The organism is Azospirillum sp. VT-I1, from assembly GCF_055698305.1.
The window spans coordinates 216,328-238,877 of record NZ_CP168800.1; the positions used below are offsets into that span (position 1 = coordinate 216,328).

15 protein-coding genes are annotated in these 22,550 nt (G+C 69.7%); 9 read left to right on the plus strand and 6 right to left on the minus strand.

The genetic code is table 11. The features are described from left to right. Positions 1-4: 4 nt before the first annotated feature. A complete protein-coding gene (locus AB8P05_RS01015; protein ID WP_472758455.1) occupies positions 5-220 on the minus strand; it encodes a hypothetical protein in 216 nt (71 codons plus the stop codon). 217 nt (positions 221-437) lie between these two features. On the opposite strand from AB8P05_RS01015, the gene AB8P05_RS01020 reads away from it, so the two are divergent. Next, the gene (locus AB8P05_RS01020) at positions 438-779 is read left to right on the plus strand and encodes a YnfA family protein (protein ID WP_472758456.1); all 342 of its coding nucleotides are present in this window, start codon (positions 438-440) and stop codon (positions 777-779) included. On the opposite strand, the gene AB8P05_RS01025 is transcribed toward AB8P05_RS01020, so the two are convergent. Further along, on the minus strand, positions 751-1,008 hold the full coding sequence (locus AB8P05_RS01025; RefSeq protein ID WP_472758457.1) for a hypothetical protein: 258 nt from the start codon (positions 1,006-1,008) through the stop codon (positions 751-753). The two genes, AB8P05_RS01020 and AB8P05_RS01025, sit on opposite strands and share 29 nt — an antisense overlap. A 595-nt stretch (positions 1,009-1,603) precedes the next feature. On the opposite strand from AB8P05_RS01025, the gene AB8P05_RS01030 reads away from it, so the two are divergent. From AB8P05_RS01030 to AB8P05_RS01040, 3 genes are all read left to right on the plus strand, one after another. After that, on the plus strand, positions 1,604-3,799 hold the full coding sequence (locus AB8P05_RS01030; protein ID WP_472758458.1) for a putative bifunctional diguanylate cyclase/phosphodiesterase: 2,196 nt from the start codon (positions 1,604-1,606) through the stop codon (positions 3,797-3,799). Positions 3,800-3,878: 79 nt separating this feature from the next. Then, complete coding sequence (locus tag AB8P05_RS01035) at positions 3,879-4,901, plus strand: Fe(3+) ABC transporter substrate-binding protein (protein WP_472758459.1); 1,023 nt, start codon at positions 3,879-3,881, stop codon at positions 4,899-4,901. Between the two features lies 1 nt (position 4,902). Further along, positions 4,903-5,988 (plus strand): ABC transporter ATP-binding protein, encoded by a 1,086-nt coding sequence (locus AB8P05_RS01040; protein ID WP_472758460.1) that lies wholly within the window; start codon positions 4,903-4,905, stop codon positions 5,986-5,988. Between the two features lie 137 nt (positions 5,989-6,125). Here AB8P05_RS01040 and AB8P05_RS01045 read toward each other — a convergent pair whose 3' ends face one another. After that, entirely contained in the window at positions 6,126-7,913 is a 1,788-nt protein-coding gene (locus AB8P05_RS01045; RefSeq protein ID WP_472758461.1) for an ABC transporter ATP-binding protein, read from the minus strand. A 173-nt stretch (positions 7,914-8,086) separates the two neighbouring features. On the opposite strand from AB8P05_RS01045, the gene AB8P05_RS01050 reads away from it, so the two are divergent. After that, positions 8,087-9,076, plus strand: a complete 990-nt coding sequence (locus tag AB8P05_RS01050; protein ID WP_472758462.1) for a patatin-like phospholipase family protein — start codon at positions 8,087-8,089, stop codon at positions 9,074-9,076. 48 nt (positions 9,077-9,124) lie between these two features. On the opposite strand, the gene AB8P05_RS01055 is transcribed toward AB8P05_RS01050, so the two are convergent. After that, positions 9,125-9,304 (minus strand): hypothetical protein, encoded by a 180-nt coding sequence (locus AB8P05_RS01055; RefSeq protein WP_455171470.1) that lies wholly within the window; start codon positions 9,302-9,304, stop codon positions 9,125-9,127. A 166-nt stretch (positions 9,305-9,470) separates the two neighbouring features. Between AB8P05_RS01055 and AB8P05_RS01060 the strand changes: the two genes are divergently transcribed. Both AB8P05_RS01060 and AB8P05_RS01065 read left to right on the plus strand, forming a co-directional pair. Continuing rightward, the gene (locus tag AB8P05_RS01060) at positions 9,471-9,971 is read left to right on the plus strand and encodes an RT0821/Lpp0805 family surface protein (protein WP_472758463.1); all 501 of its coding nucleotides are present in this window, start codon (positions 9,471-9,473) and stop codon (positions 9,969-9,971) included. A gap of 119 nt (positions 9,972-10,090) precedes the next feature. Continuing rightward, on the plus strand, positions 10,091-12,013 hold the full coding sequence (locus tag AB8P05_RS01065) for a potassium/proton antiporter (protein ID WP_472758464.1): 1,923 nt from the start codon (positions 10,091-10,093) through the stop codon (positions 12,011-12,013). Between the two features lie 7 nt (positions 12,014-12,020). Here AB8P05_RS01065 and AB8P05_RS01070 read toward each other — a convergent pair whose 3' ends face one another. Then, positions 12,021-13,694 carry an ABC transporter permease gene (locus AB8P05_RS01070; RefSeq protein WP_472758465.1) on the minus strand — a complete coding sequence of 558 codons (1,674 nt, stop codon included), beginning with the start codon at positions 13,692-13,694 and terminating at the stop codon, positions 12,021-12,023. Between the two features lie 186 nt (positions 13,695-13,880). Next, on the minus strand, positions 13,881-15,707 hold the full coding sequence (typA, locus tag AB8P05_RS01075; protein ID WP_472758466.1) for a translational GTPase TypA: 1,827 nt from the start codon (positions 15,705-15,707) through the stop codon (positions 13,881-13,883). Between the two features lie 248 nt (positions 15,708-15,955). Here typA and AB8P05_RS01080 point away from each other — a divergent pair, with 248 nt between their 5' ends. After that, positions 15,956-17,935: an autotransporter assembly complex protein TamA gene (locus tag AB8P05_RS01080; RefSeq protein WP_472758467.1), complete on the plus strand. Its 1,980-nt coding sequence runs from the start codon at positions 15,956-15,958 to the stop codon at positions 17,933-17,935. 294 nt (positions 17,936-18,229) lie between these two features. Beyond that, a complete protein-coding gene (locus AB8P05_RS01085) occupies positions 18,230-22,546 on the plus strand; it encodes a translocation/assembly module TamB domain-containing protein (protein WP_472758468.1) in 4,317 nt (1,438 codons plus the stop codon). Positions 22,547-22,550 lie beyond the last annotated feature (4 nt).

Consider the following 22,550-nt stretch of genomic DNA (forward strand, 5'->3'; position numbering starts at 1 on the left):
TCGTTCAGGAACCGAGCAGGTCGAGAACCGCCATCAGACAGCGGCGGTGGGACACGCAGCCGTCGCCGCATCCGGTCGTCTGAAGATGCGGCGGACAATGCTGGCGGCGCAGCGCTTCCAATCCCTGGCACAGCGCATGCTTCTTGGCGTCCGAGATCACGTCGGTGGCCCGGATGGTTTCCAAAGCGTCCTGCATGGGGTTGGATGCGTCTATGAACATTGCGCTATGCCTCCGTTCCCCGCAAATCTATGTCGCGGCCATGGGCAAGTCCATGAATGGACTGTAATATTGGCCGGGCAAATTGAAACGAGCTGTGGCGCGTTTCGCCGCGGCGAAACGGTCCGGCATGCGGGGATTGTAATCCGGGCCATTGACGCAAGGCGCGGCCGCGCCGCAGCATCGCCGCGGACGGGTAAGACGGCGCTGCGGGGGACGGATGGAGCGGGCGGTGTGGCCGACGCTGGTCTTGTACGGGGCGGCGGCGCTGGCGGAGATCGCCGGCTGCTTCGCCTTCTGGGCCTGGGCGCGGCTTGGTCGCAGCCTGTGGTGGACGCTGCCGGGAGTTGTCAGCCTCTGCCTGTTCGCCTGGCTGCTGACGCGGGCGGAGGCGGATTTCGCCGGGCGGGCCTATGCGGCCTATGGCGGCGTCTACATCGCCGCCTCGCTCCTGTGGCTCTGGCTGGTCGAGGGAGCGCGGCCGGACCGCTGGGACGCGGCCGGTGCGCTGGTCTGTCTGGCCGGAGCGGCGATTATCCTCGCTGGTCCCCGCGCGGGTTGAACGCGGGCGACACGCCCGGCGGCACCGGCCGGTTGACCGACCGCCGCAGGGCGGGGCCGTTGACCAGGACCAGACGCCCGCCGTCCAGCCGCAGATAGGCCCCGACCCGCACCCGGCGGCGGAGGATGTCGTCGTTGAGCATGATCTGCGCCTCGGCCAGGGACAGCGGGGTGCCCTGGTAGTACGCACGGCCGTCGGCGTGGCGGATCTGGCTGAATGCGTCGGTCATGTCACGATGCTCCCTATCTTTTCTTGCGCGGCCCATTTCTTGAGCGTCGGACCGCCGGTTTTCCCGAGTCACGACGGCGGCAGCCATTGCCGATGCCGTTATCGGGCAAACGCCCGGAGCGTCCGGATTATTCCTCCATCGAATGCACGCGGACCGATATCAGGGAATGGAGCGTGATGCGGCCGGCAGGGCCGATACGCTCTCCCTGGGGAATATCCTGCGGGGAACACTGCCGCAGGTCCAGACGTAAGCGGGAAATGCCACCGAATTGTCGCAGACCACACGCGCAAAAGCTGTAGTGGTGCCCCGGGGGGCGGTCGATTATTGCCGGGAACCGCGGGGTGCATTGAACCATGTCAATCGCCCATCGGACTTCAACCGTTAGAGTGCCAAAGCATCACGGTCTGGCGGCAATGCGAATCATTGGTATGACGCAGCCTGGCCGAACGTTGGAAAAGTCTCCGATAGGGGTCATAATACCTCGGTCGGGTGTTCGATTGATAATAGGGGTTGCCCAATCCTGTTTCGACGGGTTGGTGGACCGGGACAAGCAGAGAAGACGGATCGTTTCGTGAACCTAGAACCGGCGGATCAGATGAAGGGCTCCGAAGTCAGCGTTCCCGGTGGCGACGAGTCCGTCCGGGAAAGCGGTGCCGCCGGCCTGCCGCGCGATCCGGCCTTCCTGGCGTCGCTGGCCTCCAGCCTGCTGACCTCCGGTCTGCCGTCTCCTGATTTGCAGAGGGACGGCGGGCCGGTGCTGGTCTATCTCGACCGCGACCGGGTGTTCCGCCATGCCGACCCGCGGTTCGCCGCCCTGCTCGATGCCACTCCTGCGGAGCTTGCCGGTCGCCCGCTGGCGGATTTCGATCATCCGGCGATCGCAGCGCTGCGTGCGGCCGTCGCGGCGGTGGCAGGGTCGCCGGCGCGGTCGTCGGCTCCGCTGGATTGCCTGACGGCGGGCGGCGACGGCCGCCGCTCGATCCTCAGCGGCAGCGTGCTGGTCCACCGCGACGCCGCGGGCGGGACGGCGGGGTTTCTCGGGGTCTTCCACCGGACCGGCGACCCCGACCGCATTGCGGAGTTCGTGACCTGCCGCGACAGCTTCATCGCGACCCTGCTGGACGCGGCGGTGGACGGCATCATCGTGTCCGACCGCAGCGGCATCATCCGGTCCATCAACCGCGCCTGCTGCCAGCTGTTCGGCTATGAGGAGGGTGAGCTGGTCGGGCGGAACATGACCATCCTGATGCCGCCGCCCTTCTCGCGCGACCACAACCGCTACATTGACAGCTACATGAAGACGGAGCGGGCCAAGATCATCGGCATCGGCCGCGAAACGCTCGGCCAGCGCAAGGACGGCACCGTCTTCCCCATCCATCTCAGCGTCGGCGAAGCGCGGCTGGGGGAGGATGCGACCTTCGTCGGCATCATCCGCGACATCTCCGAACGCCTGGCGGCAGAGCAGCGCGCGACCTACCTTGCGCGGCACGATCCGCTGACCGGCGTCCTCACCCGCACCGCCTTCCTGGAGGATTGCGAGGCGCTGTTCGCCGGCAGCCCCGCCGCGGACGGGGAGGCGGCCGGCGACGGCCTGTTCGCGCTCTTCTCCCTCGACGTCGACCAGTTCAGCGACGTGAACGAGGCATTCGGCTTCCATGTCGGCGATGCGGCGCTGAAGGCGATGGTCAGCCGGGTGATGGAGGTCCTGCCGCCCAACACCATCATCTGCCGCATCGCCGCCGACGAATTCGCGGCGCTGTCGCGGGTGACCGACGGCGAGCATGCGCGCACGCTGGCCGGGGTGCTGCACGACCGGCTGACCGCGTCGATTTATGCCGACCGCCATTGGGTGCGGCTGCGCCTGTCGGTCGGCGCCGCGGTGCAGGACCGGACGGTCACCACGCTTGAGGACCTGAACGCCAAGGCCAAGCTGGCCCTGCAGGCGGTGCAGCACAATGGCGGCAACGCCGTCTGCTTCTACACGCCGGAAATGGCGGCGGCGGCGACGCGGCGGATGATGCTGACCATGCATCTGACCCACGCCATCGAACGGAACGAGCTGCATCTGGTCTATCAGCCCATCGTCGACCGGCACGGCCGCGTCCGCTCGGCGGAGGCGCTGCTGCGCTGGACCCACCATGCGCTGGGCCCGGTCTCGCCGGGGGAATTCATCCCGGTGGCGGAGGAAAGCGGCCTGATCGTCCCCATCACCGACTGGGTTCTGTCCAGCGCCGTCGCCCAGATGTCGCGGTGGGAGGCGGAGGGCGTGCTGCCCGACCGCGTGTTCCTCAACATCTCCGGCCAGCAGTTCCTGCGCGGCAACCTGACCCTGCGGCTGGAGGAGCTGCTGGGCCGGCATCCGTCGCTGCGCAGCCATCTGGGGCTGGAGATCACCGAACAGGCGGCGGTGCGCGACCTGAAGGTTGCCGTCCGCACCCTGGGGGAGCTTGCCGATCTCGGCATCCAGGCCGCCATCGACGATTTCGGCTCCGGCTATTCGTCGCTCAGCTACGTGCAGCAGCTGCCGGTGGCGAAGCTGAAGATCGACCGGGCCTTCGTCATCGACGTGCCGGAGAACCCCAAGAGCAACGCGCTGGTCCGCGCCGCCGTCGGCATGGCGCACGGACTGGGCCTGACCACCGTCGCCGAGGGGGTGGAGACGCAGGAACAGCGCGACTTCCTGGTGTCGGTCGGCTGCGACATGATGCAGGGCTACCTCTTCGGCCGGCCGATGGCCCCGGACGCGCTGGCCGACATGCTGCGGTCACAGGCCGCACTCTCCTTCGGGTGAATCCCGTCTCGACAGCATCAGCTGCAACTGATATCCATTCTCACGACCTTGAGAGTCGTTCGCAGTCCGGGAGTGTAGAATGTTCATCGACAAGTTTGCCGGGATCGCTTTCGCCGTCGGCGCCTTGACGGCTTTCTCCGTCCAGGCCCAGGAAGTAAACGTCTACAACTCGCGACATTATAATACCGACCGCGTCATCTATGAGACCTTCACGAAGTCGACCGGCATCAAGGTCAACATCATCGAGGGCAACCACGACGAACTGATCCAGCGCATGAAGTCGGAGGGCGCCAGCAGCCCGGCCGACCTGTTCATCACGGTGGACGCCGGCCGTCTGGCCGCCGCGGCGAAGGAAGGGCTGCTCGCCCCGGTCACCTCGCCGGCGCTGGACGCCATCAAGGTCCCGGCCAACCTGCGCGACCCGAACGGCGCCTGGTGGGGCCTGTCCAGCCGCGCCCGCATCGTCGTCTACGCCCGCGACCGGGTGAAGCCGGAGCAGGTCAAGAATTACGAAGACCTCGCCAAGCCGGAATGGAAGGGCCGCGTCCTGACCCGCAGCGGCACCCATCCCTACAGCCTGGCCCTGACCGCCTCGATCATCGAAGCGCAGGGCGAGGAGAAGACGGAGGAGTGGGTGAAGGGGCTGGTCGCCAACCTCGCCCGTCCGCCGCAGGGCGGCGACACCGACCAGATCCGGGCCGTCGCCGTGGGCGAGGGCGATCTCGCAATCGCCAACACCTATTACGTCGGCAAGCTGATCACGTCGGCCAAGCAGGAGGACCGCGAGGTCGCCGCGAAGATCGGCGTCATCTTCCCCAACCAGGACAACCGCGGCACCCATGTGAACCTGAGCGGCGCCGGCGTGGTGAAGACCTCCAAGAACCAGGAGAACGCCCGCAAGCTGCTGGAATATCTGCTGAGCCCCGAGGCGCAGCGGCTGTTCGCCGACGGCAACATGGAGTATCCGGTGAACCCGGCGGTCCAGCCGCATCCGGAGCTGGTGAAGCTCGGCACCTTCAAGGCCGCCGACGTCAACGCCGCCGCCTTCGCCGCCTACACCCCGCAGGCGCTGCGCATCATGGACCGTGCCGGCTGGAAGTAAGATGACCGACGCCCTGTTCACCGCGACCTCGTCCGCCCCCTCTCCCTCGTCTGTCGTCCTGACGGGCATCACCCACCGCTACGGGCCGCTGACCGCCGTCGACGACGTGTCGCTGTCGGTCGCCCCGCGGGAGGTGGTCTGCATCGTCGGGCCGTCGGGCTGCGGCAAATCGACCTTGCTGCGGCTCGTCAGCGGATTGGAGACGGTCCAGGCCGGCACGATCACGGTGGACGGGGTGCCGCTCGCCACCGCCGACCGCTCCCTGCCGCCGGAAAGGCGGCCGGTCGGCATGATGTTCCAGGATTTCGCGCTGTTCCCGCACCTGACGGTGGCGGGCAACATCGCCTTCGGCCAGACCGACCGTCCGCGCGCCGAGCGCAAGCGGCGGGTGGCCGAACTGCTGGAGACCATGGCGCTGACCCGCTATGCCGACGCCTATCCGCACACCCTGTCGGGCGGCCAGCAGCAGCGGGTGGCGCTGGCCCGCGCCATGGCGCGCGACCCAAAGGTGCTTCTGCTGGACGAACCCTTCTCCGCCCTCGACGAGCAGCTTCGCCGTTCGGTCCGGGAGGAGGTGGTGCGGATCATCCGCGCCAGCGGCATCGCCACCGTCGTCGTCACCCACGACCCGGAAGAGGCGATGGAGATGGGCAACCGCGTGGTGGTGATGGAGGCCGGCCGCATCGTCCAGGCCGACACGCCGGTGAATCTCTACCGGCGCCCGGCCAACAGCTTCGTCGCCCGCCTGTTCGGCGAGGTCAACCGCTTCGAATCGACGGTGCGCGACGGCCAGATCGTCACGCCGCTCGGCCGCATCCAGGCGCCGCACCTTCCCGGCGGCACCCGGGTGGAGGTCGCCTGCCGCGTCGAGGATCTGGAACTGGTGCCGCTCGGCGCCCGGCCCGACGCGGTTCCGGTGCGCGTGCGCCATTCCAGCTTCCTCGGCCCCGCGACGCGGGTGTGCCTGGACTTGCCGGGCGCTTCCGAGATTCACGCCCGTCTGCCGGGGCATGTGGACGTGCGCGCGGGCGAGGAGTTGTCGGCTGCGATGGCGGCCGAGCGGGTGATGGTGTTTCCGGCGGAATGAGGGGCTGAGTTAGACCCCCACCCTAACCCTCCCCCGCTGGGCGGGGAGGGGAATAAGTGCTTGTTCGGGAGAGCGGCGGCAGTCCCTCCCCGCCCAGCGGGGGAGGATAGGTGGGGGTCTAACTCGACCACCCGACCTCACGCCCCCGCCCGAACCTCATCCTCGCCGAACTGCAGCCGGCACAGCCGCGCATAGGCGCCGTCGGCGGCCAGCAGCGCCTCGTGGGTGCCCTGTTCGATGATGCGGCCGCCTTCCATCACGACGATGCGGTCGGCATTCCGCACGGTCGCCAACCGATGGGCGATCACCAGCGTCGTGCGCCCCTCGGTCAGCCGCTCCAGCGCCGCCTGCACCAGACGTTCCGATTCGCTGTCCAGCGCGCTGGTCGCCTCGTCCAGCAGAAGGATCGGCGCATCCTTCAGGAAGGCGCGGGCCAGCGCCAGCCGCTGGCGTTCGCCGCCCGACAGCTTCACGCCGCGGTCGCCGATCACCGTGTCGTAGCCCTCCGGCAGCTTGGAGACGAAGTCGTGGGCGGCGGCGGCCTTGGCGGCGGCGATCACCTCCTCCATCCCGGCGTCGAGCCGGCCGAAGCAGATGTTCGCCCGCACCGTGTCGTTGAACAGCACGGTGTCCTGGCTGACGATCGACACCGCGCCGCGCAGGCTGCGCAGGGTGGCGCCGCGCACGTCCTGGCCGTCGATCAGCACCTCGCCGCCGGTCACGTCGTACAGGCGAGGGATCAGGTTGAAGACGGTCGATTTGCCGGCGCCGCTGCGGCCGACCAGCGCCACCGTGCTGCCGGCCGGCACGTCCAGGTCGATGCCCTTCAGCGTGTCGGCCCCGGCCTCGTAGGAGAAGCGGACGCCGCGCAGGGCGACGGCGCCCTCGCTGACGGCCAGCGGCTTGGCGTCCGGCCGCTCCAGGATGGTGGGCTGCTGGTCCAGCAGTTCGAAGATGCGCTGGGCGGCGGCCAGCCCTTCCTGCAGGGCGGCGTTCAGCGTGCCGATGGCGCGGACCGGCTGGGCCGCCATCAGCAGTGCGCCGACGAAGCCGGAAAAGGCGCCGACCGATCCCTCGCCCAGCGTCATGCGGTAGCCGGCGAAGGCGATCACCCCCGCCACCGCGACGCCGCCCAGCACCTCCATCATCGGGTCGATGCGCGAGCGGGCGCGCACCGCCTTCATGGTCAGCTGGTAATTGTCGTGGAAGGCGCGGCCGGCGCGGGCGCGCTCATAGTCTTCCAGATTGTAGGTCTTGACCATGCGCGCGCCCGACAGGCTTTCGGTCAGCAGCGAGGTCATGTCGCCCATCTGCGCCTGGGTATCGCGCGACACGCGGCGCAGGCGCTTGCCGATGCGCACGATCGGCACCGCGGCGATGGGATAGATGACGAAGACGATCAGCGACAGCAGCCAGTCGAGATAGAACATCGACCCGACCAGCGCGATCACGGTCAGGATGTCGCGCACCAGCCCGGTCAGGGTGCGCGACAGCGCGTTGCGGATCAGGTCGACGTCGTTGATGAAGCGGGAGGTCAGTGACCCGGTCGGGGTGGCGTGCAGCTGTGCCATGTCGGCGGTCTGCAGATGCGCGAACATCGACAGGCGGACGTCGGCGATGATGCGCTGGACGATGTCGCTGGTCACCACCGTCTGGGCATAGAGCGACGTGCCCTTGATGATGGTGACCGCGACGATGGCCAGCGGGATCGCCAGCAGCATGCCGCGATCCTGGGCGGAGAACATGGCATAGGACTGGTCGATCAGCAGCGGATAGGCGCCGGTGGTGGCGGCCACCACCGCCATCAGCAGGAAGGACAGCATCAGCTTGCCGCGATAGGGCCGCACCCACTCGCGCCACATCCGCGCCACCAGCCGTTCGGTCGCCGCATCCAGGCGCAGGGGCTTGCCGCTCTTGTTCGTCACGGTCGCATCCGATCTCTTGTCCGTTGCCGATGGCTTAGCCCATGGGCTTCGGCTTTGTCCACCGGTCGGCGCGGCAACCCTGGTCGCGGCTACAGGCTTCCTTTACCGCTTTCGTGCAAGGCTGCGGATGATCGGCATGGCGGACATCCGTGCAGTTGGGGAAGGGGAAGCCAATGGCCAATGGAAATGAAGGCAGTGCCCGGCGTCCGCGCATCGGCCTCGCCCTCGGCGGCGGGGTGGCGCGCGGCTGGGCGCATATCGGGGTGCTGCGGGCGCTGAAGCGCCATGGGATCGAGGCGGACATCGTCTGCGGCGCCTCGGTCGGGGCGCTGGTCGGCGGCCTCCATCTGGCGCGGAAGCTCGACGCGCTGGAGGACTGGGTGCGCACGCTGACCCGGATGAAGATCGTCGGCTATCTGGACCTGCGGCTGCGCCAGGGCGGCGGGCTGATCGGCGGCGACCGGCTGCTGGCGGAGCTTCGCCTGCATCTGGACGATCTGCGGATCGAGGAATTGCCCTGTCCCTATGCCGCCATAACCACCGATCTGGTGACCGGGCACGAGGTGTGGCTGCAGCGCGGCGAACTGGTCGACGCCATGCGGGCGTCCTTCTCGCTGCCGGGGGTGTTTCCGCCGGTGCTGATCGACGGGCGGTGGATGGTCGACGGCGCGCTGGTCAACCCGGTGCCGGTGTCGGCCTGCCGGGCGCTGGGCGCGCAGATGGTGATCGCCGTCAACCTGTCCGGCGACATCCTGGGCAAGGCACGCAAGCCGGGCGCCAGCGTGCCGACCGCCGCCGGCTTCGACCTGCTGCGGCTGGTGGAGAGCGAGGCGCCGGAACACCGCCCGCCGAGCGGGATCGGCGCCCTGGGCCGCCGCATCTTCCGCCGCGACTATGAGGGGCCGAGCCTGTTCGGCGTCATGGTCTCGTCGCTGGGCATCGTCACCGACCGCATCACCCGCTCACGGCTGGCCGGCGACCCGCCGGACGTCCACATCGTGCCCAGGCTGGGCCATATCGGCCTAACCGAGTTCGACCGCGCCGACGACTGCATCCGCGAAGGCGAGGCGGCGGTGGCGCGCGTCCTGCCGGATCTGCAGGACGCGCTCGCCGTCTTCGCCGCCGGCCCGCGGGAATCGATACGCGAGCCGGTGCGCGGATAGCTCCGGGTGGGAGCGGCGCCTCGATGATGGCTTCTTAGTGGCCGCTTCTTAGTGGTCGATGGCCGTGCCGAGCGCCGCACCGCCCAGGCCGCCGATCACGGCGCCGCGGGTGCCGTCCACCGCGTAACCGCCGGCCGCGCCGGCCGCACCGCCGACCACGCCGCCAGTCGAGCAGGCGGTGAGGGAAAGAAGCGCGAACACCGCACCGATCATACGCAAACGGGACATCATGCAACCCTCCTCGTGTTGACTGTTCGATGTCTAAACACGCGGGATCGCATTTTGCTTCCATCGTCCCCTGATCTTTTGGTCCTGACACTTTCGAGGGGAACCTCTTAACCCCACAAGCGTTGACCGGACTTTGACCGTGCAACGTTGATACGGGGGAACGACCATGCGGCGCATCACCATCCGCCTGCGCGCAACCGCCATCGCCGCCACCGCGGCCCTGTCCCTGGCCGCCTGCCAGACCGGCAACAGCGGCGGCATCGGCGGCATGAACACCACCGAGACCGTCGGAACGCTGGGCGGCGCCGTCGCCGGCGGCCTGCTCGGCTCGCGCTTCGGCGGCGGGGCGGGCAAGCTGGCGACCACGGCCATCGGCACGCTGCTCGGCGCCTATGCCGGCCAACAGCTGGCCCGCCAGTTCTCGCCGGCCGACCAGAACCGGGCATCCGACGCGGAGGAGCGTGCGGTCGCCAACAACCAGACCATCACCTGGAACAACCCGCAGTCGGGCAACAGCGGCACCATCCAGCCGGTGCGGACATATCAGGCCGACAACGGCCAGACCTGCCGCGACTACAACCACACCGTGGTGATCGACGGCCGGACGGAGGTCGCGCGCGGCACCGCCTGCCGCCAGGCTGACGGAAGCTGGAGGCTGGTGTCGTAAGCGTACAGCCTATCCGAATGATCGCCTCCGGGTGCTACGCCTTGCGGATGTGCGGGGTTGCCGTCAAAATCAAGGAGTTCCGCCACAGGGCGGCCTGATGCCAACGGCGTGTGGGGCTTATGGAGGCGGTCAGCTACATCATTCTCATCGGGTCCACGCTGCTGATCGCCAGCGTGCTGACCAGCTACCTCGCCTTGCAGATCGGCGCCCCGCTGCTTCTGATCTTCCTCGGCATCGGCCTGCTGGCGGGGGAGGACGGAATCGGCCGGATCGCCTTCAACGATGCCGGCTCCGCCTTCCTGATCGGGTCGATGGCGCTGGCGGTGATCCTGTTCGAAAGCGGCTTCGACACCAAGCTCGCCAGCTACAAGGCCGCCGCCTGGCCGGCGATGACGCTGGCGACGGTCGGCGTCGCGGTCACCACCGGCGTGGTCGGGGTGGCCGCCCATTACCTGATGAATCTGGGATGGGGGGAGGCGCTGCTGGTCGGCGCCGCCTGCAGCTCCACCGACGCGGCGGCAGTGTTCTTCCTGCTGCGCGTCGGCGGCATCACCTTGCGCGACCGCGTGCGCTCGACGCTGGAGATCGAATCGGGCAGCAACGACCCGGTCGCCATCATGCTGACCATCCTGCTGGTGGAGGCGGTGACCCACGGTCTGGCCTCGCCCGCGGCCATCGTCGGCGAACTGGTGCTGGCCTTTGCGCTGGGCGGGGCGATGGGGCTGGCCGGCGGCTGGCTGCTGGTGGCCTTCATCAACAAGGCGAATTTCGAGACCGGGCTGAACCCGGTGGTGACGCTGACCTTCGCCCTGTTCATCTTCGCTGCCACCAACGTGATGGGCGGCAGCGGCTATCTCGCCGTCTATGCCGCCGGGCTCTATGCCGGGAACGTCAAGCTGCGCGGGGCGCTGGAACTGCGGCGCTTCCATTCCGGTCTGACCTGGCTCAGCCAGATCGTCATGTTCGTCATGCTGGGCCTGCTCGCCACCCCGCGGCAATTCGCGGACATGTTGCTGCCGGCGCTGGGAGTGGCGCTGGTGCTGATCGTCGTCGCCCGGCCGCTGGCGGTGTGGATGTGCCTGCTGCCCTTCCGCTTCTCGGTGCGGGAGACCAGCTTCATCGCCTGGGTCGGCCTGCGCGGCGCCGTCTCGCTGCTGCTGGCGCTGGTCCCGGTGCTGGGCGGGCTGGAGAACGGGCAGCTGATCTTCAACACCGCCTTCGTCGTCGTGGTCGTCTCGCTGCTGGTGCAGGGCTGGACCATCGGCAGCATGGCCCGCGCGCTGGAGCTGATCGTCCCGCCTCGCCGTGGTCCCGTCGAGCGCGTGGAGCTGGAGCTTCCCGGCAATGCCGACCAGGAGCTGGTCGCCTACACCGTCCATGGCAAAAGCCCGGCGGCGCGGGGGCAGCGCATGCCGCGCTGGGCTAAGCCGTCGCTGGTCATCCGTTCCGGCGCCGTGGTTCCGCTCCACAAGGCCAAGCCGCTGCAGCCCGGCGACCATGTCTATCTGTTCACGCCGCAGCACCGGCTGCCGCTGATCGACAAGCTCTATGGCGGCAGCCGGGCGCTCGACCAGTCCGATCGCGAGTTCTACGGCGATCTGGTGCTGAGCCCCGACGCGACGGTGGAGCAGATTGCCGAGATGTACGGCCTGCCGCTGTCGCTGTCCAACGCCCGGCTGACGCTGAGCGACCTGCTGCGCAACGAGTTCGGCGGCTCCTGCGAACTGGGCGACCGGGTGCGGATGGGCGGCGTCGAACTGATCGTGCGCGACATGGACGAGGACACCATCACCTCGGTCGGGCTGGCGCTGGAGCCGGTGCGCGTCACCAGCCGGCGCCGGCCGCTCTACCAGCGCATCACCGTCCTGGGCAGCCGGCTGCGCGGCTGGTGGAATGAGCATGCCTTCCGCCGCTGGAAGGAGCGCGAGAGACTGCGCGCCCGCCGGCTGGGCGCGCCAAGGCCGGCGGCGCAAGCAGGGGCGGAACCGCAACGGCCGGAGCAGGCGCGGGAGGAAAGGGTGGAAAGCCGGAACGAGGCGTGAGCCGCCGCTACCCGCGATGGCCGGGGCGCGACGAGGCGATGGTGCGGCTCAGATAGATGACCGGGGCGAGGCCGACCAGCACGATCACCAGGGCGGGCAGGGCGGCGTCGTCCAGCCGTTCGGTGGAGGCCATGCGGAAGGCCTCGATCGCCAGCGTGTCGAAGTTGAAGGGCCGCAGGATCATCGTCGCCGGCAGCTCCTTGGTGATGTCCACGAACACCAGCATGGCGGCGCTCAGCAGGCTGGGGCGCAGCAGCGGCAGATGCACCCGGCGCAGCACCTGCAGCGGCGTATGGCCGAGCGAGCGCGCCGCCCCCTCCAGGTTCGGGCCGATCTTGGCGAAGCCGGATTCGAGCGGCCCATAGGCCACCACGAAGAAGCGGATCAGATAGCCGTAGAGGATGCCGGCGATGGTGGCGCCGAGAATGGCGCCGACCGGCCAGCCGGTCCAGTCGCGGGTCAGCCCGACGGTGATGAGGATGCCCACCGCGATCACCGTGCCCGGCGTGGCATAGCCGAGCGAGGCGAGGCGGGCGGCGCCGGTGGCAAGCCCGCTGCGGTCGTGGCGCACACCATGGATCACCATCAGCGCCACGACGACGACCAGCGCGGCCCCGCTGGCGCCGAGGATGAAGGTGTTGACCGTCAGGTCGGTGAAACGGGCGAGCGTCAGCTCGGTGCCGCCGCGCAGGATCATGCGGATCAGCACCGCGCCCGGCAGCAGGAAGCCGAACAGCACTGGCGTCAGGCAGACGATCCAGGCCACCACCGTGCCGCGGGCCGACAGGCGCGGGGCGGGCAGGGCGCGGTAACGGCCGGTGGTCTGGTGGAAGCGCATCCTGCCGCGCGACAGCCGCTCCAGCCCGACCAGCGCCAGCACCACCAGCAGCAGGACGGCGGCCAGCTGCGCCGCCGCGGCCGGGTCGCCCAGCGCGAACCAGGTGCGGTAGATGCCGACGGTGAAGGTGTCGATGCCGAAATAGCGGACCGCGCCGAAATCGGCCAGCGTCTCCATCAGCGCATAGCCGACGCCGGCCACCAGCGCCGGGCGCGCCAGCGGCAGCGCCACGCGGCGGAAGGCGCCGAACTGGGTGCAGCCGAGCGTGCGGCTGGCTTCCAGCACACAGACCGACTGTTCCAGGAAGGCGGCGCGGGTCAGCACATAGACGTAGGGGTACAGCACCGACGACAGCACCAGCCCGGCGCCCCAGGCGGTGTGGATGTCCGGAAACCAGTAGTCGCCGCGGCGCCAGCCGAAGGTGGCGCGCAGGAAGGACTGCAGCGGCCCGGCGAATTGCAGGAAGTCGGTGTAGGTGTAGGCCAGCACATAGGCCGGCATGGCCAGCGGCAGCAGCAGCAGCCATTGCATGACCCCGCGTCCGCGGAAATCGTGCATGGTGACGGTCCAGGCGCAGGCGACGCCGGTCACCAGCGTGACCACGCCGACGATGCCCAGCAGGATCAGGGTGTTGATGATATAGCCGGGAAGCACCGTCCGCGCCATGTGCCCCCACAGGTCGGTGGAGACGCCGGCCGCCTGAACGAAGACGGCGAGGATCGGCAGGGCGATCAGCAGTGCGAGAAGCAGGGCGAACAGCCCGGTCGGACCGACCCGCGACCAAAGGCGGCGAGGGGATAAGGACGGGGAGCCGGAAGACTTCGCGTCGGTCGCCATCGCCATGCGGGGGTGTCCTCGCTGTCGGAAGGATGTCGGGGGCAGTCAAGGCATTGCCCCCACCCTAACCCTCCCCCGCTTCGCAGGGGAGGGAACTCCGCCGCTATGCGACAGACTCCCTCCCCGCCCAGCGGGGAGGGCCGGGGTGGGGGCAACCGATACAGATACTCTACCCTAAAAAGCCAACCCCTATCAGCTCGCCTCGGCGGCGCGCTGGTGGCGCTTGCGCTCGTTCGGGTCGAGGTAGCGCTTGCGCAGGCGGATGGACTTCGGCGTCACCTCCACCAGCTCGTCGTCGGAGATGTAGGACAGCGCCTTTTCCAGGGTCATCTGGATCGGCGGAGTCAGGCGGACCGCCTCGTCCTTGCTGGTGGTGCGGATGTTCGTCAGCTGCTTGCCCTTGATGACGTTGACTTCCAGGTCATTGCCGCGGGTGTGCTCGCCGATGATCATGCCCTGATAGACCGGAACGCCCGGATCGATCAGCATCGGGCCGCGATCCTCAAGGTTCCACAGCGCATAGGCCACCGCGGTGCCGTCGCTGTTGGAGATCAGCACGCCGGTGCGGCGAGCCGCGATGGCGCCCTTGAACGGGGCGTAGCCGTGGAACAGGCGGTTCATGATGCCGGTGCCGCGGGTGTCCGTCAGGAACTCGCTCTGGTAGCCGATCAGGCCACGCGACGGGGCGTGGAAGACGATGCGGGTCTTGTCGCCGCCGCTGGGACGCATCTCGATCAGGTCGGCCTTGCGCTCCGCCATCTTCTGGACGACGGTGCCCGAGAACTCCTCGTCGACGTCGACGACGACTTCCTCGATCGGCTCCAGGCGCTGGCCGTTCAGCGGGTCGGTCTTGAACAGCACGCGCGGACGGCTGATCGCCAGCTCATAGCCCTCGCGGCGCATGGTCTCGATCAGGATGCCCAGCTGCAGTTCGCCGCGGCCGGCCACCTCGAAGGCGTCGCCGCCCTCGGTGTCGGTGACGCGGAGCGCCACGTTCCCCTCGGCCTCGCGCATCAGGCGGTCGCGGATCATGCGGCTGGTGACCTTGTCGCCCTCGCGGCCGGCCAGCGGGCTGTCGTTGACCGAGAAGGTCATCGCCAGGGTCGGCGGGTCGATGGGCTGGGCGGCCAGCGGCTCGGCCACTTCCGGCGCGCAGATGGTGTCGGCCACGGTGGTGTTGGTCAGGCCGGCCAGCGCCACGATGTCGCCGGCATGCGCCTCGTCCACCGGAACGCGCTCCAGGCCGCGGAAGGCCAGCACCTTGCTGATGCGGGCGTTCTCGACCAGCTTGCCGTCGCGGCTCATCGACTTGACGGCCATGTTGACCTTCACCGAGCCGGTCAGGATGCGGCCGGTCAGGATGCGGCCCAGATACGGGTTCGCTTCCAGCGTGGTCGCCAGCATGCTGAAGGGCAGGTTCTCCTCGACCTTCGGGGCCGGGACATGGTCGCGGATCAGCTCGAACAGCGGGGTCAGCGTCTCGCGGGCGCCGTTCTCCAGGTCCGTGGTCGCCCAGCCGTTGCGGCCCGAGGCGAACAGGGTCGGGAAGTCCAGCTGCTCGTTGGAGGCGTCGAGCGAGGCGAACAGGTCGAACACCTCGTCATGCACCTCGTGCGGACGGCCGTCGGGACGGTCCACCTTGTTGATGACGACGATCGGGCGCAGGCCCAGCTTCAGCGCCTTGCCCAGCACGAACTTGGTCTGCGGCAGCGGGCCTTCGGCCGCGTCGCAGAGCAGGACGACGCCGTCGACCATGGAGAGGATGCGCTCCACCTCGCCGCCGAAATCGGCGTGGCCGGGGGTGTCGACGATGTTGATGCGCAGGTCGTTCCACAGGACCGACGTGCATTTGGCCAGGATGGTGATGCCGCGCTCGCGCTCCAGGTCGTTGGAGTCCATGGCGCGTTCGGCGACCTGCTGGTTCTCGCGGAACGAGCCGGCCTGCTTGAGAAGTTGGTCGACCAGCGTGGTCTTGCCGTGGTCGACGTGGGCGATGATGGCGACGTTACGGAGATTCATGGAGCCTTCGGTCTCGCAAGGGCACCCCCGACACGCAGCAGCGTCATGCCACAAACAACAAAAAGGCCCAACGAACATTCATCCGTGGGCGCTGTCGGGGAAACTGTTGCGGCGCAATATATGGATCCTCGGGAAAAACGCAAGCGCCGTGCCCTTTGGCCTAACGCCAATTTCCGGGATGGAGCCATGCGCGGTCGCAGCCTACATTGTGGGCGATGATCCGCTTCGCTTCCGCTTCCCGCCGCAGGATGGCCGCCGCAACCCGGATTGCAGCCGCGCCCTTCAAGGCCCCCGTCGCCGTTCCGCTGGTCGCCGCCCTGCTGCTGCTTGGGCCGTCCGGCCCCGGCCGCGCCCAGGATTCGCCGGCCGACGGCATTCCCGGCGCCCAGCCAGCCCCCGCGCCGGATGCCCCGGCGGAGGAAGAGGTGCGGCCGGCCGGCATCCGCTACGACGTCGAGATCACCGGCGTCGAGGATGACGGGCTGCGCGGCACGCTGAACGACGCCTCGACGCTGGTGGAGCTGAAGGGCGACGCGCCGCCGTCGCTGATCGGGCTGGAACGGCGTGCCGACAGCGACCGCGACCGCCTGCAGACGGCGCTCCGCTCCGCCGGCTATTACGACGCGCGGCTGGACATCCGCATCGAGGATCCGGCGGCCGCCGGCACCCTGCCCGCGGGCGGGGAGGCGCCGCCGGTCAAGGTGACGGTCGCGGTGACGCCGGGGCCGCTCTACCGCATCAAGACGGTGACGGTGCGCGGCGCCGCCAACGCCTCCGGCAGCTCAACCCTGCCGGGGGAGGTGGCGACCGACGATCTCGGCCTCGCCGCCGGGTCGCCGGCGGTGGCGCAGAAGGTGCTGGACGCCGAATCGGAGGTGGTGGCCCGGCTTGCCCGCCGCGGCTACGCCTTTGCCAGGGCCGCCGACCGCGAGGTGGTGGTTGACCATTCCGACCGGACGATGGACGTCGCCTATACCATCGATCCCGGTCCGCTGACCCGCTACGGCGCCACCCGGATCGAGGGGCTGGAGCGGGTCGACGAGGATCTGGTGCGCGGGCGGCTGGCCTGGAAGGAGGGGCAGGTCTACGATCCCGGCGCCACCGACCGGGCGCGGCAGGACATCGCGGCCTTGCAGGTCTTCGACACCGTGCGCGTGCGGATGGCGGACGAGCCGGGGCCGGACGGCGTCACGCCGGTGATCGTCACGGTGGGCGAGCGCAAGCGCCGCTTCATCGGCGGCGGCGTCACCTTCTCGACCGAGGACGGGCTGGGCGCCAACGCCTATTGGGGTCACCGCAACCTGTTCGGCGGGGCGGAGCAGCTGCGCGTCGGCGTCGATGTCGGCCGTGTCGCCGGGTCGAGCGGCGGCACCTCCAGCAAGGGCAACGACCTGCCCGACCTGCGCTTCAGCGTCAATTTCCGCAAGCCCGACTTCCTGGCGGTGAAGCAGTCGCTGGTGGTCAATTTCGCCGTGGTCAACGACCAGCCGCCGGCCTACAGCCGCGTCGCGTCGGAACTGACGGTGAAGCTCGAACGGCCGCTGAGCGACCAGCTGACCGTCAGCTACGGCGTCACCGGCGAGCGTGGCCGGGTGCGGACGGAGGACACCACCTACCAGACCTCCTTCATCGGCGTGCCGCTGGGGGCGGCCTGGAACGGCACCGACAATCTGCTGAACCCCACCTCCGGACAGCGGGCCTCGCTGCAGGTGACGCCGTGGTTCCCGGTCGGCGGCGACACCAAGTCGCCCTTCACCTCGATCCTGCTCAACGGCTCCACCTATTACGACCTCGGCAACGACGGGCGCTATGTCGCCGCGGCTAGGATCGGGCTGGGCAGCATCCTGGGCACCTCGCTGACCGACATCCCGCCCGACCACCGCTTCTATGCCGGCGGCGGCGGGTCGGTGCGCGGCTACGGCTTCCAGAAGGCGGGGCCGCGCGACCGCTACGACGATCCCGTCGGCGGCCGGTCGCTGTTCGAGATCGGGGCGGAGCTGCGCATCAAGGTGACGGAGAGCATCGGCGTCGTTCCCTTCGTCGATGCCGGCACGGTCTATGATTCGGCCTATCCCGACTTCAGCGAGCCGCTGCGCGTCGGCGCCGGCCTCGGCCTGCGCTATTACACCGACTTCGGTCCCCTGCGCGTGGATGTCGGCGTCCCCCTGAACCCGGCGAGCGGCGACGCGCGCTGGCAGCTGTATCTCAGCCTGGGGCAGGCGTTCTGAATCTCCCTCTCCCGCCCCGGGAGAGGGAAGGGTGAGGGGAGAGGCACGGAGCCATGCGCTTCGGGATTCTTGGCCTACCCCTCACCCTCCCCACGCCTCCGGCGCGGGTCCCCTCCCTCTCCCGGGGCTCTCAGCGGATCTTCGATCCGCCTGACGCCGTCAGCACAAACGAAGTTTGTGCGAGAGGCGGGAGAGGGCTTGAAGCGGATGACGCAAAATCGTCCCGATCTTTCGTGACGATGACCGTTTATAGCGGTTGAGACAAAGTTGGTCCTGCTGGTGAAAGGGCGTGGTGTGACGGCGGTTCGCATTCTTCTGGTCGGTCTGACGATCCTGGCCGGCCTGCTGGCCGGTCCGCAGCCCGCAAGGGCCTTCTCGCTGTTCGGCGACTCCACCCGCGAGTGGCTGACGGAGAAGATCGAAGGCGCCGTCGAGTCGCCCGACATGCATCTGAAGCTCGGCGCCATCGAGGGCGGCTTTCCCACCGACTTCACCATCGCCACCGTCACCCTGTCCGACAGCCAGGGCGTCTGGCTGACGATCAACCGGCTGCATGTGGTTCTGTCGCCCTCCGCACTGTTCCTGCGCAGCGCCAAGATCGACGCCCTGGAGGCGGAGTCCGTCGTCGTCACCCGCGCTCCGATCAGCACCCAGCCGGCCGCACCCTCCGACCCGAACGCCCCGCTGCTGCCCAGCCTGCCGGTGGACGTCGACCTGAAGAAGCTGGTGGTGGAGCGGCTGGAACTGGCGCCGGCGCTGCTGGGCGAACAGGCGGTGCTGCGCATAGAAGGCGCCTTGCTGCTGGAGCACAGCGGCGGGGCGCTGAACGCCAACCTGTCGGTGGCGCGCATCGACGACAAGCCGGGCAAGGCCGATCTGGTCGCGGCTTTCAAGCCGGACGAGAACACGCTGAACCTCTCGCTCGACGCGTCGGAACCGGCCGGCGGCGTCATGGCCCGCGCGCTGTCGATGCCCGGCCTGCCGCCGGTCCAGGTGACGCTGAAGGGCGACGGCACGCTGGATGACTGGACCGGCAAGCTGACCGCCCTGGCCGGCGACGCGGCGGCGCCTGTCGGCGTCCTGAACGCCGATGCCACCATCCGGAAGGGGCCGGAAGGCCATGCCCTGACGCTGGCGGCCGGCGGCAACTTCGCCCCGCTGATCGCCGGGCTGGCGGGCGACACGGTGACGCCGCTGATCGGCCCGACCCCGACCCTGAACGCCAGCGTGCTGCGGGCGCCGACCGGCGCCATCACCGTCCGCCCGCTGGACCTGACCGTCGCCGCCGCGACCGCGACGGTGAACGGCGACATCGCCGCCGACTACAACAGCCTGAACCTGCGCTGGACCCTGCAGGCCGGCCCGGACTCCACCCTGCACCCGCTGGTGCCGCTCTCCTGGCGTGAGGGCGTGGTGGAGGGTTCCGCCGAAGGCGCGCTGAACGCGCTGAATGTCGCGGTCAACGCCACGCTGCGCGACCTCGCCGCCGACGATCCGACGCTGTCCCGCCTGACCGGGCCGGAAACGACGCTGGCCGCCCGCGCCCGGATCGACGTCGGCAGCGGACAGGTCGGCCTGGAAACGCTGGCGCTGACCGCCGCCGCGGCGCGGGCGGAGGCGAAGGGGACCGTCGGCGGCTGGGGCCAGACCGCCGACCTCACCCTGTCCGCCAGTGCCGACGACCTCGCCCCGCTCTCGGACCTCGCCGGCCGGCCGCTGGCCGGGGCGGTGGCACTGTCCGGACCGGTGCGCCGCGCTGCCGACGGCCTGCTGACCGCGGAGCTGACCGGCAGCCTCGACCGTCTCGCCACCGGCACCCCGGCCGACGCGGTGCTGGGTGACAAGGCGACGCTGGCGCTGGCGGCGCGGATGGAACCGGACGGCGCCATGCGGCTGACCGACCTGACGGTGGACGGCCGCAATGGCAAGCTGACCGGCAACGCCGCATTGGCGGACAACCGGGTCGATGCCCGCACCACCCTGACGGTGGCGAAGCTGGAGCCGCTGGGCAGCGCGCTCGGCACGCCGATGGCGGGCTCCGCGACGCTGGAGGCCACCGCCCGTGGCCCGATGGACGCCATCGAGGCGCAGGCGAAACTGAATGCACGTGACCTCGTGGTCCAGGGCCGCCGTCTGGGCGCTACGGAGGTGCAGGCCACGGCGGCCGGCCTGCCGGCGACGCCGAACGGCACGGTGTCCGCCCGCACCAATCTCGACAAGACGCCGCTGGCGCTCGACGGGCGCTATGCGCTGCGCGAGCAGACCCTGCGGTTGGACGGGCTGACCGTCGCCAGCGGGACCAACCGCATCACCGGTCAGGCCCAGGTGGCGCTCGACACCCTGCTTGCCACCGGGCGGCTGGAGGGCGCACTGCCCAACCTGAACGGCCTGTCGGAACTGGCGGGCATGCCGCTCGGCGGCGGGGCGACCTTCGCGCTGGCGCTCGACGGCAAGGGCGGCAAGCAGGCGGCCAATTTGACCGCCGACGCCACCAACCTGCGGGTGGAGGGTGAAGGTGGTCCGCTGCTGACCGCCCGACGCCTGACCGCGCGGGCCGATGTCGCCGATGCGCTCGGCACCCCCAGCGGCAAGGCGCGGGTGGAGATGACCGACGGCAACGCCGCCGGCAACGACCTGCGCAGCGTCACCGCCTCGGTCGACGGGTCGCTGGCCAAGGCGTCCTTCCAGGCCAATGCCGCGGGAGCGGGCGCCCAGCCGGTCGCCCTCGACCTCGTCGGCAACCTGACGCGGGAGGGGGAGGCGACGCGCATCCGGCTCGACCGCCTCCAGGCGCGCTATGCCGGGGAGGAACTGCGGATGACCGCCCCCGCCACCATCCTGCTGGCCGAGCGCCGCTATGAGGTGAGGGAGCTGCGGCTGGCGTCGGGCAATGCCCGGCTGGCCGCCGACCTCGGCCTGAACGGCGACCGGCTGAGCGGCGAACTGACCATCGACAGGCTGCCGCTCGCCCTGGCGAAGCTCGCCAGCCCGACCCTGCGGCTGGATGGCGTCGCCAACGCGCGCGCCTCGCTGGGCGGCACCCTGCGCAGCCCGCGGGCCGATGCCACCCTGCGGGTCAGCGGGCTGAAGGCGCAGCAGACGACCCAGGCCGGCCTGCCGGGCATCGACGCCAATCTGGACGCCCAGTGGCGCGACCGCCGGCTGTCGATGACCGGCCGAATCGCCATGCCGAAGAATGCCGGCACCCTGACCGCCAACGCCGCCGTGCCGCTGGTGATGGACCCCGACAGCTATGCCGTCAGCCTGCCGTCGAACGGCGCGCTGGAGGCGGCGGTCAACGGCACGCTCGATCTGTCGCTGGTGAACGACATCCTGGCATCGTCGGGCGACCGGGCGCGCGGGTCGCTGCAGCTCGACGTGCGGGCCGGCGGCACGGTGGAGAAGCCGTCGCTCGGCGGCTCCGTCGTGCTGGCGAACGGGCGCTACGAGAACCGGGCGTCGGGCGCCGTCATCAGCAACATCCAGGCGCGTCTGGTCGGCGACGGCGACGTCTTCACCATCCAGAGCTTCCAGGGGCGCACCCGCAACGGCGGCGCCATCAGCGCCAGCGGCGTCATCCGTCCGGCGGCCCCGGCCGACCGGCAGCTGGACATCGCGCTGAAGGCCGACAATGCCCGGCTGGTGGAGATCGACCTCGCCACGGCGGAGATCGGGGCGAACCTGACGCTGACCGGCGGCTTCGCCAATGCGCGGCTGGCCGGGCCGGTCGATATCCGCCGTGCCGAGATCCAGATCCCCGACCGCATGCCCGCCAGCGTCGTCGACCTCAAAGTGACGGAGGTCGGCAAGGGCCGCGCCCGCGGCACCACCCAGGTCTCCACATCCGGCGGCACCCGCCGCATTCCTCAGCCGGAGGAGGCGCCGCCCGCCGCCACCCCGTTCGTGCTGGCGCTGGACATGACGGTGAACGCGCCCAACCAGATCTTCGTGCGCGGCCGCGGGCTGGATGCGGAGCTGGGCGGCAACCTGCGTGTCGGCGGCACCGCCGCGGCGCCCGAGCTGACCGGCCGCTTCAGCATCCTGAAGGGCAGCCTGAACCTGCTGGCCCGCAATTTCGAGTTCAAGCGCGGCATCTTCGACTTCGACGGCGGGCTCGATCCCCGGCTCGACCTGCTGGCGGAGGCGACGGCCAACGGCATCACCGCGCAGGTGGTGGTCAGCGGCACCCCCCGCCAGCCGAAGATCGAGCTGACCTCGCCCCAGGGCCTGCCGCAGGACGAGGTGCTGGCCGGCGTGCTGTTCGGCAAGTCGGTGGGCGACCTGAGCGCGGGGGAGGCGGTGCAGCTCGCCCAGTCGGCGGCGGCGCTGGCCGGGGTCGGCGGCGGGGGCGGCGGCATCCTGGACCGCGTGCGCCGCGGCCTCGGCGTCGACCGTCTGGACTTCACCCAGGGCGAGAACGGCAAGGGCGGGGCGGTGCAGGCCGGCCGCTATGTCAGCGACCGCGTCTATGTCGGCGTCGAACAGGGCATCGGCGCCAACCAGAGCCGCGCGAAAGTCGAGATCGACATCACCAAGAGCCTGAAGGGCACCGCCTCGGTCGGCGCGAACTCCGACACGCAGTTCGGCCTGACCTACGAGCGGGATTACTGAGGGG